The 16,617-nt window shown below is 42.4% G+C and carries 15 protein-coding genes and 3 pseudogenes; 6 read left to right on the forward strand and 12 right to left on the reverse strand.

What is annotated here, in order from left to right; genetic code table 11:
• Both IM496_RS17870 and IM496_RS17875 read right to left on the reverse strand, forming a co-directional pair.
• Window positions 1–86: pseudogene (locus tag IM496_RS17870) on the reverse strand (IS200/IS605 family transposase); the annotation flags it as partial.
• 304 nt (window positions 87–390) lie between these two features.
• The gene (locus tag IM496_RS17875; RefSeq protein WP_061432695.1) at window positions 391–1,311 is read right to left on the reverse strand and encodes a LysR substrate-binding domain-containing protein; all 921 of its coding nucleotides are present in this window, start codon (window positions 1,309–1,311) and stop codon (window positions 391–393) included.
• A 146-nt stretch (window positions 1,312–1,457) separates the two neighbouring features.
• On the opposite strand from IM496_RS17875, the gene IM496_RS17880 reads away from it, so the two are divergent.
• The gene (locus IM496_RS17880; protein WP_104396950.1) at window positions 1,458–2,141 is read left to right on the forward strand and encodes a cadmium resistance transporter; all 684 of its coding nucleotides are present in this window, start codon (window positions 1,458–1,460) and stop codon (window positions 2,139–2,141) included.
• A 360-nt stretch (window positions 2,142–2,501) separates the two neighbouring features.
• Window positions 2,502–2,936 (forward strand): YidH family protein, encoded by a 435-nt coding sequence (locus IM496_RS17885; RefSeq protein ID WP_002782490.1) that lies wholly within the window; start codon window positions 2,502–2,504, stop codon window positions 2,934–2,936.
• A gap of 10 nt (window positions 2,937–2,946) precedes the next feature.
• On the opposite strand, the gene IM496_RS17890 is transcribed toward IM496_RS17885, so the two are convergent.
• Entirely contained in the window at window positions 2,947–3,744 is a 798-nt protein-coding gene (locus IM496_RS17890; RefSeq protein ID WP_193977896.1) for a sulfite exporter TauE/SafE family protein, read from the reverse strand.
• 284 nt (window positions 3,745–4,028) lie between these two features.
• Here IM496_RS17890 and IM496_RS17895 point away from each other — a divergent pair, with 284 nt between their 5' ends.
• Window positions 4,029–5,033, forward strand: a complete 1,005-nt coding sequence (locus tag IM496_RS17895) for a sulfate/molybdate ABC transporter ATP-binding protein (protein ID WP_194016890.1) — start codon at window positions 4,029–4,031, stop codon at window positions 5,031–5,033.
• A gap of 150 nt (window positions 5,034–5,183) precedes the next feature.
• Here IM496_RS17895 and IM496_RS22495 read toward each other — a convergent pair.
• The 4 genes and pseudogenes from IM496_RS22495 to hypE form a co-directional block, all read right to left on the reverse strand.
• Window positions 5,184–5,264: pseudogene (locus IM496_RS22495) on the reverse strand (transcriptional regulator); the annotation flags it as partial.
• Window positions 5,265–5,310: 46 nt separating this feature from the next.
• Window positions 5,311–6,147 (reverse strand): hydrogenase nickel incorporation protein HypB, encoded by an 837-nt coding sequence (gene hypB / locus IM496_RS17900; RefSeq protein WP_287662786.1) that lies wholly within the window; start codon window positions 6,145–6,147, stop codon window positions 5,311–5,313.
• Window positions 6,138–6,482 (reverse strand): hydrogenase maturation nickel metallochaperone HypA/HybF, encoded by a 345-nt coding sequence (locus tag IM496_RS17905; RefSeq protein ID WP_002732104.1) that lies wholly within the window; start codon window positions 6,480–6,482, stop codon window positions 6,138–6,140. Before IM496_RS17905 ends, hypB begins: the two co-directional genes overlap by 10 nt.
• A 176-nt stretch (window positions 6,483–6,658) precedes the next feature.
• Window positions 6,659–7,729 carry a hydrogenase expression/formation protein HypE gene (hypE, locus tag IM496_RS17910; protein ID WP_287662787.1) on the reverse strand — a complete coding sequence of 357 codons (1,071 nt, stop codon included), beginning with the start codon at window positions 7,727–7,729 and terminating at the stop codon, window positions 6,659–6,661.
• Between the two features lie 230 nt (window positions 7,730–7,959).
• Between hypE and IM496_RS17915 the strand changes: the two genes are divergently transcribed.
• Both IM496_RS17915 and recG read left to right on the forward strand, forming a co-directional pair.
• Window positions 7,960–8,859 (forward strand): hypothetical protein, encoded by a 900-nt coding sequence (locus IM496_RS17915; RefSeq protein ID WP_287662789.1) that lies wholly within the window; start codon window positions 7,960–7,962, stop codon window positions 8,857–8,859.
• A gap of 185 nt (window positions 8,860–9,044) precedes the next feature.
• A complete protein-coding gene (gene recG / locus IM496_RS17920) occupies window positions 9,045–11,513 on the forward strand; it encodes an ATP-dependent DNA helicase RecG (RefSeq protein WP_287662790.1) in 2,469 nt (822 codons plus the stop codon).
• A 550-nt stretch (window positions 11,514–12,063) separates the two neighbouring features.
• Here the strand turns inward: recG and IM496_RS17925 are convergent.
• From IM496_RS17925 to hcp, 5 genes are all read right to left on the reverse strand, one after another.
• Window positions 12,064–12,612, reverse strand: coding sequence for an NADH-quinone oxidoreductase subunit B family protein (locus IM496_RS17925; protein ID WP_002740992.1), 549 nt, complete (start codon window positions 12,610–12,612; stop codon window positions 12,064–12,066).
• A 46-nt stretch (window positions 12,613–12,658) separates the two neighbouring features.
• Entirely contained in the window at window positions 12,659–13,123 is a 465-nt protein-coding gene (locus IM496_RS17930; protein WP_228009545.1) for a hypothetical protein, read from the reverse strand.
• 4 nt (window positions 13,124–13,127) lie between these two features.
• Window positions 13,128–13,526, reverse strand: coding sequence for a hypothetical protein (locus IM496_RS17935; RefSeq protein WP_287662791.1), 399 nt, complete (start codon window positions 13,524–13,526; stop codon window positions 13,128–13,130).
• Window positions 13,527–13,532: 6 nt separating this feature from the next.
• On the reverse strand, window positions 13,533–14,249 hold the full coding sequence (gene hoxU, locus IM496_RS17940) for a bidirectional hydrogenase complex protein HoxU (protein ID WP_002760545.1): 717 nt from the start codon (window positions 14,247–14,249) through the stop codon (window positions 13,533–13,535).
• A gap of 85 nt (window positions 14,250–14,334) precedes the next feature.
• Complete coding sequence (gene hcp, locus IM496_RS17945) at window positions 14,335–15,963, reverse strand: hydroxylamine reductase (RefSeq protein ID WP_287662793.1); 1,629 nt, start codon at window positions 15,961–15,963, stop codon at window positions 14,335–14,337.
• Between the two features lie 515 nt (window positions 15,964–16,478).
• Between hcp and IM496_RS17950 the strand changes: the two are divergent.
• Window positions 16,479–16,617: pseudogene (locus IM496_RS17950) on the forward strand (IS630-like element ISMae26 family transposase); the annotation flags it as partial.

Below are 16,617 nucleotides of genomic sequence, written 5' to 3' on the forward strand. Positions count from 1 at the left end.
AAAACGGCTTTACGATATTTGGCTGGGAACACTAAATGATATAGCAAAACACTTACATTATGGCTCTTATGGATGTATTCACTCATTTTTCTATTATACGCCGCGAGCGGCGGGGAATTAGACCCGAAGAGATTAAAATTATTTTTATTGGGGTAAGTTTCTTGACTAGAAAGACTTTGAGTCTTGAGATAATATTAGGTCGAGGTCTATACCTAATACTAAATCCGTTGAGTATATGCTACCTATCAGGATAGGCACTCATGCAAAAGGGAGAATAAATAATCAGTTTTTAATAACCAGATTTATTATAATCTCTCTTTTTTGCCAAAGATAATTTCCCTTACATAGCTTGATTTTCTCTCCGGTTAATTTTTGGTGATTGCTATCAGATTACAACATCTGCTCGAAAACTTGACAGACCCGGGGTTGAAAGCGCTGACGGTGTTTTATTTTTAAAAAAGGGCGCATAAATTCGAGATAGCGAGGTGATAAACCGGACGTATCGATGACTCGAATTGATCGCAATGTGCCTAATTCTAATTCCTTTTGAACCATCAATTCGGAAATCCCGGCAGCTGCCAAACTATTCTCGATGATTGCTTTCACCATTTCTCCCGTATTTAACACCAAAGTCACCTTTAATGTCCGTAAATCGATGCCCCAATTCTGTAAAGCTTCCTCGAATCTTTGTTGAGTTCCCGATCCCGATTCTCGCATTACCCAAGGGGTTTCCACTAATTCGGGTAATTCGATCGCTTCTCTTTTATACCAGGGATGAGAACGTCCGACAATAATTAATAAGCGATCGCTGCCGACGATCTCCTGTTCTAAACAATGTGTTAAATCACTCTTGACTTCTCCCTCGATTAATGCTAGGTCAAAACGTCCGTTAGCCGTACCCAGACAGATTTCTTCCGTATTAGCTAGGGTGCAGTTGATCTTAATTGCCGGATAGCGCTCCTGAAAATCGCTAATTTTTGCCGGGAGCCAATAGTTACCAATAGTCAAACTCGATCCTAATTGTAGTTCTCCCCGTTGCAAGTCGTTAAATTCCGCCAATCCCCTTTCTGTCAAAGTCACCTGGGTGAGAATGCGTTGCGCTTCTAATTGCAATAAACGTCCTGTTTCCGTGATCTCGATGTGACGACCGACGCGATGGAATAATTTCACCCCGTATTCATTTTCTAGGGAGGCAATGGCGGCACTGACGGCCGGTTGGGTGATATATAAAGCTTCTGCTGCTTTGGTGAAGTGGAGATGTTCAGCAGTCGCGAGAAAGATTTCCAGTTGATCTAGGGTCATTCTGGCCATGGCAAGGGGTTTTTTGTCTCTATTGGTCTTTCCATCATTTTAATTTATTAAATCAACAAGAAAGAATATTTGATTTTATTAATGGCTCTTTCTAGAGTAGAAGTAGGGCGATCGAGATCAGAAGAGCCGATTAAGAAAAAAATCCTATGACTACCATGATTACTGCCATATCTACAGCAATAGCGGCCTTTATTGCCACTAATCTCGATGACATCCTGATTTTGACGATTCTTTTTACCCAGGTCAATAAACTTTTTCGCCGTCGTCATATCGTTATCGGTCAGTATTTAGGCTTTATCCTGCTGATTTTGGCGAGTTTAACCGGCTTTTTCGGGAGTTTCTTGATTCCGGCTCAGTGGATTCGTTTTCTCGGTCTTTTGCCAGTGATTTTCGGGATTCGGAGTCTCTGGCAGCGAGAAGAAACCGAGACGGATAATCATCTGGAGATGGCTGTAGAATCAGCACCGTCTTCTCCTTTGCTGGCCTGGTTTTCCCCTCAAACCGGTGCTGTGGCGGCAATTACCATCGCCAATGGCAGCGATAATATCGGGATTTATTTGCCGCTGTTTGCTAGTAATACCTGGCCAAATTTAGTTACTATCGTCAGCGTTTTTCTGATCTTGGTGGGTGTTTGGTGTTTTACTGCTCATCAGTTAACCCAATTACCGGCGATCGCTAATTTAATTACCAGTCACGGCAGCCACTTTGTCCCCTGTGTGTTGATCGGTTTGGGTGTGTTTATGATCAAGGAAAGTCTTCCCCTCGCTTTCTTGGCCTTATCCTTAAGCTATGGATGGGCTCTTTTCCAGCAACAAGCAGAATCTATTTAGGGTTTGCGGCAAAAAGTTTTTCGGTGGGGGCAGGGTGTGGGGTGTAGGGTGTAGGGTGTAGGGTGTAGGGTTTTAGCGATTTTGAGGGGGTCAATTACCTAATTTTCAGGGAAAAAGTACCTGCATTTTCCCCCCGATCACTCCAATGGCCGGTACTTTTGGATTTCAAAAAGGTCTAAAAGTCTTATCGAACAATGTTTTTAGATTTATTGAGCAAACCCCATTTAATTTTTGATTCAATACAAATACATCTAAAAAGAGATTTTATATTTTTTCCATACCATCTATAACTCAAGTGCCATAGAATAACATCATCTTCTCAAGCGCTCACCTTGAAACTGACCCCTAGTCATCTCGATCATGTTATTTTTTCTCAAATCACCAGTGACGGAAAGCAAGACCAGCATTAAACCGAAAAAAGTCAATCCCAATCGAGTCCGCGATCATCTGGCCAATGAACGCACCTATCTGTCTTGGATGCGAACAGCGATCGCATTAATGGGTTTTGGTATGGTTATCCTGCGTTTACGGGCCTTTCATCCTCCTCTGGTTCCCCGGCCCGGTTATGGCTGGAAATTAGGCTTAATGTTTGCTTTAGTGGGTTTATTGACCGTATTTTTGACCACGGCCCATTATTTTACAGTCAGACGAGATATAGATGAAGATACCTATGAACCAGCCGATCGATGGGTGCTACTATTTAGTTTAGCGATCGTTATTCTCGGTGCGGGAATTATCTATTTTGTCGCCACCAGTCCCGATCTGTTGATCGGTAGTATGATGACTTTCGAGTGAACTCTGGGGATTAGGTGGGTTGAAGTAAGCGCCAACTGACCGTGACTAGAACAGTATAAAGCAGTATTTTTAGGGCATTTTTGGGCAAATATTCCGATAATCTTGCTCCCACTACTACCCCCGGTATCCCACCCAACCAGATGGGAAGTACCAGATTCCAATCTACCGTTCCTAATCCCAGATGACCGATGGAAGTACAGGTTAAGAGGATGGACGCTTGCGATAGATCTGTGCCGACTAATTTGCGAGAATCAAGGTGAAAAAAGGTCATCAAGACCAATGCAAATAAGGAACCACTGGAAATACTGGTTAAACCGACCAAATAGCCTAAAACTGCCCCTAATATCGTTGTTTTTATCTGACCAGAGCGAGTGGTTAAATCTAATTTTGGCCAGGACCAAGGGGACAAATCGGGAAAAAATAAGGAGATTAGTAGTTCTAGGGCCGCTAGGACAGTCACGATCATCAAGACAAGACCGATGATATGAGGCAACCATTGATCGAGATTGAGGGAGCTATTCTGCTGAAAATAGCGAAAACCGACTAATCCTAACAGAGAACCGGGTACACTGCCAATTACTAGCCATTTTACCACTTCTAATTCGATCGTTTGCTGTTGCCAGTGACGAACGGTGCCGACCACTTTCATCAATCCGGCCGCTACCACATCGGAACCCACTGCGGTGGTAGCGGGAACCTGAAATACAAAGATCAATAGGGGTGTAATCAAGGATGAACCGCCAATTCCCGTTAATCCCACGATAATTCCGATAAAAAAGCTAAATATTGTCAATAAAGAATAGTCCATTTTTGCCTCAGTCGTCTCTTTTCTCCGGTGTGTTTCTGGTAGTTAAGGGACAAAATTAGTTAATTAAGCCTTTAGAACCGACTAAAAGAGCGAAAAAAAGTAATATTAAGCTTTTATCGCTGTTTAATCTTTTTAGTCTCTGTTTATAACCAGTAATCTCCCGAATCGAAACTTAATTTTTTTGCTATCCTGTAAAATGTAATTGTATTTTAATGCGATTGCGATTAAATCATGGTTAAAATACGGTCAAACCCTATACATTTTTTGCCAGAGGATTAGCTACCGTGAGTATCATCATCGAGCAAGTATCGAAACAATTCGGCACCTTTACCGCTTTAGACAACATCAACCTAGAGATCAAATCGAATCGTCTGGTGGCACTGCTGGGGCCGTCTGGTTCGGGAAAAACCACCCTCCTGAGAGCGATCGCAGGATTAGAACCCCCCGACACAGGCAAAATTATCATCAATGGCAAAGACACAACCCATTTAAATGTCAGAAAAAGGAATATTGGCTTTGTTTTTCAGCATTATGCGCTTTTTAAACACCTGACGGTGCGTCAGAATATCGCTTTCGGTTTAAATATTCGCAAAGCTACCCCGAACTACATTCAAAAACGAGTGGACAGTCTCTTGAGTTTAATTCAATTGCAGGGATTAGGCGATCGCTATCCGGCCCAACTATCCGGGGGTCAACGTCAACGGGTTGCCCTGGCCCGGGCCTTAGCGGTGGAACCGGAAGTATTATTATTAGATGAGCCTTTTGGGGCCTTGGATGCCAAAGTTAGAAAAGAGCTGCGGGTTTGGTTGCGGCAATTACACGAGGAAGTCCATGTCACCAGTGTTTTTGTCACCCACGACCAGGAGGAAGCCATGGAAGTGGCCGACGAGATCGTAATTTTCAATGAGGGTAAAATCGAACAGGTGGGGACTCCCGATCAGGTGTACGATCATCCTGCCTCTCCTTTTGTGATGAGTTTTATCGGCCGGGTGAATGTTTTGCCACCGACCTCGGCTGCACTGTTCGAGCAGCTCGGAGGGGGTACTAACGGAGTCAAGATTTTTATTCGTCCCCACGACCTAGAAATTCTCTCTTCTCCCAATGGGTCTAGTATTGCGGCAAAAGTCGAGCGCATTATCCATCTGGGTTGGGCCATCGATGTGGAATTAATTCTACCGGATCGCTCTCTCCTGATTGCCCATCTGAATCGAGAACAACTGGCTCAACTGCACCTCAAGGTCGGGGAGCAAGTTTATGTTCGTCCTCGGGATGCTCGCGTTTTTGCTTAAAAGTCACCCTTATTGTTAGCACCTGACGAAGGTCCTAATAGGTGTAGGGTCATGAATGCACACGGCTGCTAGTAGCTTCGCATCATGTACCTGCACACCCCTAGGAGTCTTATGCAAATAATACTAAATCCGTTGAGTATAGGCTACTTATTCTTCCTCATTTTCAATAATCTTGGGTTGAAATTTAGTCAACAGTTGATTATAAATATTTTGATCAAGTGCTAGGGTCATTTTTCTTTCAGTTAGACTGAACTTTTTGGGTGTGTTACTGCTTAACTTAAACCAGCGATTTTAACCAACCGTACCAAGCATCTAAACCTTCTCCTGTGGTAGCGGAAACTTGAAAAACTTTCAGATTGGGATTAACTTGATAGGCATAATCTAAACAGCGATCGAGGTTAAAATTAACGTAGGGTAGTAGGTCTATTTTTGTCAAGATCATGACTTGAGAAGCGTGGAACATATAGGGATATTTAATCGGTTTATCTTCTCCTTCGGTGACGGAAAGAATGACGACTTTGGCATTTTCTCCTAAATCAAATAAAGCAGGACAAACTAGATTACCGACATTTTCGATCATGACTAAAGAATTCATCGGTGGATCGAGTTCGATTAATCCTCTCTCTACCATTGATGCTTCTAAATGACAACCTGTTCCGGTGTTAATTTGGATAACCTGACAACCGGTTTCACTAATTTTTTGAGCATCATTAGCTGTAGCTTGATCTCCCTCAATCACACTGATAGGAATAGCGGTTTTTAAATCGGCAATTGTGCGAGTTAACAGGGTAGTTTTTCCCGAACCGGGGGAAGAAACCAGATTAAGAGCAACAGTTTTTCTACCCTTCAACCAACCGCGATTTTGTGCCGCTAACAGATTATTTTTTGCCAGCAGATTTTGCTCAACTTGGAGAATATTACCATGAATTTGAGCGTGAATTTCCGCAGGATGATGGGGATGCTCATGATCGTGAGCGTGATCGTGAGCATGATCGTGAGCGTGATGGCTATGACTAATAACAGTACCATCGGCTAAAATATGTTCATGGGTTCCCGTTTGCGGATTAGTTACCGTTACTTCCGAGTTATCAGAGCAACCACAGGTTATACACATAAGGATTCTGTCTCCAACGATTTAAGATTTAATTCTTGACCCTGTAAAATGATTATATTGCGACTACCACATCGATCGCAGATTCCGTAGGGATATTCTAGTTCTAGCTCATTTCCGCAATCTTGGCACTGTCCTAAACCAGAAATTTCCAGAATCTCTAACATTGCCCCCTCTATATTAGTACCTTGACAACAGGTATCAAAACAAAAAGCGATCGATTCTGGCATAATTGCCGTTAGTTTACCAATCTCTAACACCACGCGCTTAACTTTCATTCCTCGGGAATGTTCTAAGGCAAGTTCGATAATATTTTGGGTGATTCCTAGTTCGTGCATTTTCAGTTATCAGTGATCAGTTATCAGTTATCAGGGAACAGGGGACAGGGAACAGGGGACAGGGAACAGGGAAATTTCAACTAAAACCCCAAAACCCCAAAACCCCAAAACTCCAAAACTCCAACTATCTGTTTTTTTAGTTTTCACTTTTTCCTTTAAAACTGTCTTCTGTCTAATTAACATATTCTCGGTAATTGTTCACCGACTAACATATCGAGAATCCTTTTAGTGCCGAAAGGGGTTTTTAAGTAAACTAAATTGGGGGGAGAAGCGACGACTTCCCCGATAGAAGCGGCATTTTTACCGTCAGGATGGGAACGCATCACTGCTAAAACGCGATTTTCCGCCTCCGGAGGCACGACAAGGACTAATTTGCCCTCATTTGCCAGATAAAGCGGTTCTAAACCCAATAATTCGCACATTCCTCGCACTTCTTCCCGGATGGGGATCGCCGTTTCCTGTACCTGTATTCCCACCCCTGAACTTTGGGCAAATTCGTTTAAAACCGTGGCTAATCCGCCTCTAGTGGCATCCCGCATCGCTTTAACTTCCGGGCAAACGGCCAGAATTGCAGAAATTAAAGAATTCAGGGCTTGACAATCGCTTTCGATTGTGCATTGCAGGTCTAATTCGCCCCTGGCAATCAGAATGGCGGCACCGTGATCCCCCAGAAAACCGTTAATCAAAATGCGATCACCAACTTGTAAATTATTCGCCCCGGAATTGATTCCAGCCGGAATTACTCCCACTCCAGAGGTATTAATAAATATTTGATCTCCTTGTCCCTTGGGAACGACTTTTGTATCCCCGGTGACGATTTTTACTGCTGCTTTTTCGGCGGCTATTTTCATGCTGGTAACGATGGTTTTTAGGGTGTCGATAGATAAACCTTCTTCGAGGATAAAACTACAACTGAGATAGAGAGGAATTGCCCCACCGACAGCCAAATCATTAACGGTTCCATTGACTGCTAAACTGCCAATATCACCCCCCGGAAAGAATAGGGGAGAAACCACATAGGAATCGGTGGTAAATGCCAAGCGATCGCCTATTACAGCTAAATCTTTAATTTCAAATCGGGCTTGATCTTCAAGGGTTGCCAGTAGGTTATTATCAAAATTATTCACAAATATCTCATTAATTAAATCCCGCATTGCGCTGCCACCGCTGCCATGGGAGAGAGTGATATTTGTGTCAGTAATTTTTGTTTTTTTTAATCTTAAAGAAGCTGAAGGATTGCTAGTCATAGGTGAGGTAGGAAGTTTTCATTTTGGCGAGTCGCTGGTCGATACCAAATTAGGTTAGACTTTATCTTGATCAGAAACGCTAGTGAAATTTAAAGACAATCAACGCGGCACAGATTCCAGTTTACCTTCTTTTCGTCTGAACATCTCCCCCATGTCAGGGCGTTATAGCTGACAGTGAGTCGCTATAATAGAATTTGCTGATCGCTAACTTCTCCCTCAGTAAAATTTCTATGACTGGAAGACTGAACAAGCTACAACAAGATTTAAAGAACATAGAAACGGAAGTGGCAAATTTAGCCGAAAAAATGCGGGAAAAATACCGAATTTATCTTGATTTACTTGGTGAATCTCTCTATAAACAGGCGATCGGGGCAGTGTATTATATCTGTACCCGTTACTATGGGGGGGAATTTCTGGCTCTCTCCCACAGCAATCGTCAGAAACTACAAGAGGAGATCAAAGCTCTAGGACAAGAGGCTAAAGCCAGTTTACAGCAATTGGGCGAGCAGAGCTTTGATCGAGGAGCATTTTCAGGGGTAGGATTCTCTAAAAGTCCAGCAGAGACGAAAAATACCCCAGATTTCTTGAAACTTTTTCTAGACAAACGGGAAAATCTAGCCGCAACTGGAGAGATTAATAACCCCGATATTTTACTTTATTGTTGTCGAGTGCTGGAAAAAAACTGTATCGAGATTCTCAATCATCTCTCTAAACAAATTAATCAGCAACTACAAAAAGCTTATATTCTTCCCCCTCATCTACCCAGTCAAATTCTCGATATGGCAATTGAAGCGGGAGAAGAAGGACAATCCCTAGGTGGGGGAAATAATATGTTAAACATTCTAGTGGAAGCTAAAAACCCTGAACTAGAGGAAGAAAAAGATGAAGATGATGGGGATGAGGATGAGGATAATCGTGATTTTTTGAGTGGCAAAGTAACTAAAGTAACGGCAATTCATCTACGAATGGCTGAACTGGAATTTGCTGATGCGCGCTTAAGTGTCGAAAGAAATCAAATTCGCTCCCTTTGGGAACAATTAAATCGTCTAGGGGAACAATATCATCGTGTTCGCAAAGAATATACTATCGCTCAAGCGGAAGCGGCGTGGCGCAGTAGTTGGTACGATTAATCAGTTATAATCAAACAGAGGTAGGCTATTAAGAATTTAAATTGCTTTTTGAGATGAGGCAAGAGGCAAGAGGCAATAGTAAAGGGATTTGGGGAGATTTAGCCAATCTAAGGATAGGCGGTTAAAATGTGTCTTAGCTTATTAGGGAAGCATAATACTGGGAAATTTGGAGTAAAGAGGCAATTATGAAAGGGGAAATACCCGACTGGGTGAGATTACAAAAAGCCTTATCTGTAGAAGCGGAAAAAGGTTATCCCGATCTTCAGGGAAATCAATACCGTTTTAGCGAGTTTTTCTGTCTTAGTTTCGGGGATAATCCTCCCGTGGGAATTGCCACCAGTGAGAGAAATCGCTGGCGAGAATTAGCCCAAAAATTTGCCCAATATTCCCAATTTAATCCCAGACAAAGACAACAATTAGTCACCGAAACTCGCAATTTTTTGCAACAATTACGGCAAACTTTAGAAGCAACCCCCACCCCAAAAGAACCAGCTGCGGCGAAAATTATTAATACCATTCCCATCACGGCAAAGGCTAATTCTCCACGGCAAGTCACCCTCGAACAACCCTTGAAATATCTAGCGGAAGTGGGAGAGAGAAAAGCTAGTCTTTTAGAAAGATTAAACCTCCACAAAGTTGAAGATTTATTATATTATTATCCCCGGGATCATGTGGATTACAGTCGTCAAGTCAATATCGCTAATTTAACCGAGGGGGAAACGGTAACTTTAGTGGGGAATGTCAAGCGCTGTAATTGTTTTAATAGCCCCAAAAATACCAAGTTAGCTATCTTTGAATTGCTCTTACAGGATCGCACTGGACAGATAAAATTAAACCGTTTTTATGCGGGAACTCGCTACACTAATCGTGCTTGGCAAGAAGGACAAAAAAAACTCTATCCCGTCGGTTCGGTGGTGGCGGTTAGTGGTTTAGTCAAAGCGGGTAAATATGGGTTAACTTTAGAAAATCCTGAATTTGAATTATTAGACAGTTCTGGGGCAAGTATTGAGTCCTTAAAAATCGGGCGTATCCTGCCCGTTTATACCCTCACCGATGGAGTACCCGCCGACCTAATTAGAAAGGCTGTAGTCGCCGCTTTTGGGGCAGTAGATGCGATAAAAGATCCCTTGCCTTTCGGTCTAAGAAAACAATACGGATTAATCGATTTAAAAACAGCAATTACTAACATTCATTTTCCTAATAATTCCGAGATTCTCAGTCAAGCTCGACGGCGATTAGTCTTTGATGAATTCTTCTTTTTACAATTGGGTTTTCTGCGGCGGCGGCAACAGTATCGTCAGACACAGAAAAGTGCTATTTTTAGTGCTAAGGGTCAACTAATTGATCGATTTAATCAGATAATTCCCTTTCAATTAACCAATGCTCAAAAACGAGTTATTGAGGAAATTTTAGAGGATTTAGATTCTAGCACCCCGATGAATCGTCTTGTGCAGGGGGATGTGGGTTCTGGCAAAACAATTGTCGGAGTTTATGCTATTTTAGCGGCCCTACAATCCGGTTATCAAGCGGCATTAATGGCTCCTACGGAAGTTTTAGCGGAACAACATTATCGTAAGTTAGTTAGCTGGTTTAATCTCTTATATTTACCCGTAGAATTATTGACGGGTTCCACAAAAACCGCTAAACGGCGAGAAATTCACGCCCAATTGGAGACAGGAGAATTACCACTTTTAGTGGGAACTCATGCCCTAATTCAAGATGCAGTTAATTTCCGCAAATTGGGGTTAGTTGTTATTGATGAACAGCATCGCTTTGGGGTACAACAAAGGGCAAGATTATTAAGCAAAGGAGAGTCTCCCCACGTTTTAACCATGACAGCAACACCGATTCCCCGTACTTTAGCTTTAACCCTCCATGGGGATTTAGATGTGAGTCAAATTGATGAATTACCCCCCGGCAGACAACCGATTCAAACCACCGCTTTAAATGGCAATCAAAGAAGGGCTGCCTATGATTTAATTCGCCGTGAAATTGCCCAAGGCAGACAAGCTTATGTGATTTTTCCCTTGATTGAAGAATCGGAAAAATTAGATGTAAGGGCTGCGGTGGAAGAATATCAAAATTTATCAGAAAAGATTTTTCCTAATTTTAATATCGGTTTACTGCATGGTCGCATGAGTTCCGCCGAAAAGGAGGAAATCTTAACAGCTTTTCGCGATAATATTCTGCAAATTATTGTCTCAACTACGGTTATCGAAGTGGGGGTGGATGTTCCCAATGCCACGGTGATGTTAATTGAAAATGCCGAACGTTTTGGCCTTTCACAATTGCATCAATTACGGGGGCGCGTGGGCAGAGGTTCCCATCAATCCTATTGTTTACTTTTAAGTGGCAGTAATAGTGCTAATTCCCGTCAAAGATTAACGGTTTTGGAACAATCCCAAGACGGCTTTTTTATCTCGGAAATGGATATGCGATTTCGCGGTCCGGGGGAAGTTTTAGGACAACGACAATCGGGTTTACCAGATTTTGCCCTCGCTAGTTTAGTCGAGGATCAAGAGGTGTTAGTTTTGGCAAGAGATGCCGCCGAAAAAATTATGTTAGATGATCCCCATTTAATCACTTTGCCCAATTTGAAACAAGCTTTAGAAGCTAAATATCAACGGATGTTAGGAGCGGATATTTTAACTTGATTTAGATGTTCAGTAACCAGTAATACTAAATCTAGTTATTAAAAACTGATTATTTATTCTCCGTTTTGCATAGCCCATACTCAACAGATTTACTATTACTTCCGATTTTATCACTCAATCCAAGCTTTTGGGGGGTTCTACCCCCCAAACCCCCCGCGCATTAGTTTTTCGGTGGGATGCTTACACGCAGCCGCTGACGCATCTGTAATAATTTAGGAGTCACTGATAATTGCTGATTGTCGGTATTTCTACAAATGTGAGATGCACCCAATCAGTAAACAGTGATCAGTAATCAGTAAACAGTAATCAATAATCAGTGAAAAGACAGCAGCAAACTGGCATTTGATGAGGCTCACTTAATACATACTGCTCACTCAAAACTTAAAACTCAAATCTTATAACTGATAACTGATAACTGATAACTGATAACTGATAACTGATAACTGATAAATGATAACTGATAACTGATAACTGATAACTGATAACTGATAACCGATAACTGATAACTGATAACTGATAACTGATAACTGATAACTGATAACTGATTCAATTAACCAAATTTAATCATTTCTCGTCCTGCCATCACCGGTAATTCCCCTTTTAAAATGGGAATCAATGTCTCGCGAATTCTGTCCGCATCGGGGGGACAACCCGGCATAAAAATGTCGATGGGAATGACTTGATGGACGGGCAGCACTTGATCTAATAATTCGGGAACGATACCGGGTTCTTCTGGTAGTTGAGGTGTGTTATCTCCTAACTCTAAATAAGCTCTTTTTAGCACGGGATCGGCAGTTCCTAACATATTCCGCATAGCGGGAACGTTAGCAGTCACGGCGCAATCACCAAAAGAAACGACGGTTTTGGTATTTTGACGGACTAGATGAATTAGTTCTAAATTATCCTGATTAGCGATCGCTCCTTCCACTAAACAGACATCGACATTTTCCGGATAGGTTTTCAGATCGCAGCCGACGGGACTATACACCACGTCAACTTTTTCGGCTAATTCTAACAGCCATTCGTCCAAATCGAGGAAGGACATATGGCATCCCGAACAACCAGCTAACCAGACAGTAGCGAAGCGAATTTTACTCATAATTTTAATTCCTTGTTTGTTAGGTTTTGGCAATAGTGATTACTAGCTAATAGAAAAGCGGCTGTTTACCGAGGGGCGGGTTTTTGCCTGTCTCGACAAGTTCCTGATTATCTGCAATTAAAGAAAAAAGATCGATCCCCTTCCATTCTTGCAAAAATTCACAGATTAGCTGTGGTGTCCAATTTTCACCTCTAAAAAACTTAAAATTTTTCGTGTGGACATTGAGAAAAAAATGCAAGATATTACATTGATCCTGCGCCCCGAAAATAGTCCCCTTGACTGTCCAATTATCCACACTACTGGCGTAATCCTCGATCGCCCGATCTGCGGCCGCCACACGCTCTCGGTATTGATCACAGAATTGGCGAAGCATCTGGGGAAATCGCCCAACTTCGGCGAAAAGTTCGATCGCGGACCAAGCTAAATTGGTTGGTTGAGATTGATAATCCAGCAGGGATAGACAGCGATCCAAGGCTTGCAGAAAGATCTGTTCGAGATTTGTATCATTCATAACATTATTGATTCGCTTGACGCAGTAGGGTCGACCAACCATATTGAGCTTGAGCGATTTCGTGAGCAGAAGGCTGATTCATACCCTGATTAATCACTAAATCCGATTCTAAGATTTCGTGTTGTAAAAAGACACGATCAATCACCGTTCCCTGTCCTCGCGCCATCCTCAACCACGCCTTTGCCATATCAATACTAGGCCAAAATTCATACTGACTGACACCGCTACCGAAAGCGTAGTCCTTTGCTCGTTGAGTTTCCCGAGCAGAAATACCGCAGTAATCGGAAATCAAGCGAATATCTTCATTCATCCCCATAATCTCGTCATACAGAGCCATTTCCGCCCGCAGATACTTGGCATAAATACCTAGATGTCCCCAACGAGCGTTTTGAGAATCTACCATTTTTCGCTAACGCGTCCATTGGTGTTGAGTCCTAGCATTAACTAAAAATTCCAACTTCGATCGATCTTCCTCTTTTTCAGAAACGGCGGAACCCTTGCGGAATATCGCCCCGGTTGGACAAGCGGCAACACATTTGCCGCAGGAAGTACAGGCAGAAACGCTGCCCCAAGGCTGATCCATTCCCGCGATAATTTTATCTTTTTCGCCGCGATAAGCCAGATCCCAAACGTGCGCCCCTTCAATTTCATCACAGACTCGTACACAACGGGTACAGAGAACACAACGATTATGATCGATACCAAAAAGAGGATGGGAAATATCCACTTCTCGCTTGGGAAAACGGTAGGGAAAACGACTATGATCCATACCCACTTCGATGGCTAAATCTTGTAATTCACAGTTACCATTAGCCACACAAACTGCACAAACGTGATTACCTTCAGCGAATAATAACTCCACTGTCATGCGGCGATATTCTTTCAGTTTTGGAGTATCGGTATGAACCACCATTCCTTCCGCCACTTCCGTTACACAGGCAGGTAATAATTTATTAATACCTTCAATTTCTACCAAACATAAGCGACAGGCAGCCACTTCAGAAACCCCATCCAGATGACAGAGGGCAGGAATTTTTATTCCTACCTGACTAGCGGCTGCGAGAACTCGCGAACCCGCTTCGATCGCTACATCTTTACCATCAATGCTTAAAGTGATTACGGACATAAAAATTATTCTCCTTGAGGATAATATCCCTCTCCTTCCCATAGGCCACAATTTGTGGCCTATGGTGGGATTTTTACAGAAAGTTTTAACCTAGACAATCGGCTAAGTCTTTTGCGGGGGTGGTAATCGGCTGCAGGTGATAGGTATCGGCGAGGAATTTGAGGACGTTAGGGGAGATAAATGCCGGTAAAGTTGGTCCCAGACGGATATTTTGCATACCTAGATGCAGCAGGGTGAGCAGTACAGCGATCGCTTTTTGTTCGTACCAAGAGATAATTAGGGAGAGGGGAATCTCATTGACGCTGACGTTAAAAGCGTTGGCTAATCCTAGGGCGATTTTGATGGCACTATAAGCATCGTTACATTGTCCCACGTCCATTAGCCGGGGTAATCCTTCGATGCTACCTAATTGTTTGTCGAAAAAGCGGAATTTTCCACAGGCAAGGGTTAAAACGATGCAATCTTCGGGGACTTGTTCCACAAATTCGGTGTAGTAATTGCGATCGGGTTTTGCGCCATCGCAGCCGCCAACTAGGAAGAAGTGACGGATTTTACCCTGTTTAAGGGCATCAACCACCGTATCAGCGACACTGAGAACGGTATTGTGAGCAAATCCCACCATTACCTGCCGAGGTTCGCTTATTTCAGTAAATCCGGGCAATGACTGCGCTTTAGCAATCACGGGACTAAAATCGATCGCACCGTCCACTGTTTCTAAGCGGTTAATATGGGCATAACCCACAGGTCCGAGGGTAAAAAGTTTACTTTCATAGTTTTCGTGGGGGGGCATGAGACAATTAGTAGTTAAAACTATTGCCCCCGGAAACTTAGCAAATTCCTTAGTTTGATTTTGCCAGGCGGTGCCATAATGACCGTAGAGATGGGGATATTTTTCTTTGAGTTTTGGATAACCGTGAGCGGGTAATAATTCTCCGTGGGTATAGACTGTTATCCCAGTATTGGCAGTTTGTGCCAGTAAAGCCGCCAATTGTTTAATATCATGGCCAGAGACTAAAATGGCTTTACCTAGACGCGGATTTAAGGGAACATTTGTCGGTATGGGATGACCGTAGGTTTCGGTATGACCTTGATCTAATAATTCCATGGCCCGCAGGTTTGCCGCCCCGACTTTTAGACAGATTGCCACCCAATCATTCAGGTTTAAATCACTGCGATCAATTGCCGCTAAAGTCTCTTGGATAACCTGATAAACTGAGTCATCCTCTTGACCTAATTCCTGAGCGTGGAAAGTATAGGAAGCAAGACCTTTAACTCCGTAGATAGCGGTTAACTTTAGGGAAAAAATATCGAGGTCTTGCACTTTTTCAATTAGTTCTAAGGATACTTCTTGACCTTGGCTGACTAGGCTCTCATTAAAATTAGGCTGATAGTTAGCAAGTGCAGACCAGTCCACCGATCCCAATTGTGCTTTTAAATTTTCCCGAATCTCTAAACAACGCTGAATATAATCGGTAAAACGTCTTTGATCGAAGTTCACATTGGTCATGGTGGCGAAAAGCGACTCGCAGGTAAAAATATCGGCTTCGCGAGTAGATATTGCCGCTTCTTTGGCTTTTAAAACCACCAATGCTAATCCCCGCAGACAATAAACTAATAAGTCTTGAACGGCGTTGACTTCGGGACTTTTTCCACAGGCTCCCCACTGATGACAACCATTACCACTAGCGGTTTGTTCGCATTGTTCACAAAACATAAGTTTTCTCTCTTTTTTCAGTAGATTGACAGATTGTTGCGATTTTTTTCTACTAAATTTAATTCTGCTTTTTTGAAAGTTAGTTATCGGCCCTCACCCGGCAGGAATTATGGATTTTACGACTGGAAAGCTTGTCTTGACAGCCTCTACTCTCTGAACTATGTTTTTATTCTCTCACTTTTTTTGCCGGTTGGGTTCTGATTTTAGATTTCCTCAAGAATTACCGATTAAACAATTATTTAGTTGTCTTAAGTAAATTAAGTATTTTTGGTGATTTTTATGATATAATGGGCGAGATTTTCGATTTTTAGGTGGGTATTTGCCAGTGTCATAGCAATCGGTATCCTGATTAGGATAGAAAGTTGGAACTTAAGAGTTATTATCGCCTAACTGTGATGATGGGATTGCTTTCGACATAGATAGTTATCTCTTTTTTTATTTACTTATAGCACTTCTTGGAGCTATGAGGTACAATGAAAAGCAAATAGACAAATAATAGAACTTACCAGCTTTCTATGAGAGCCTATTCCGTAGATTTTCGCCAAAAAATTATCGATGTCTGGAAGAAAGAAAAAATTTCTATTCGAGGACTAGCCCAGAGATTTGACGTGGCTAAAAGCTTTATTCAGAAGTTATTGAAGCAACATAAAGAAA

Origin of the sequence: Microcystis sp. M049S2, from assembly GCF_020245625.1 — a bacterium.
Classification (GTDB): Bacteria; Cyanobacteriota; Cyanobacteriia; order Cyanobacteriales; family Microcystaceae; genus Microcystis; species Microcystis ichthyoblabe_A.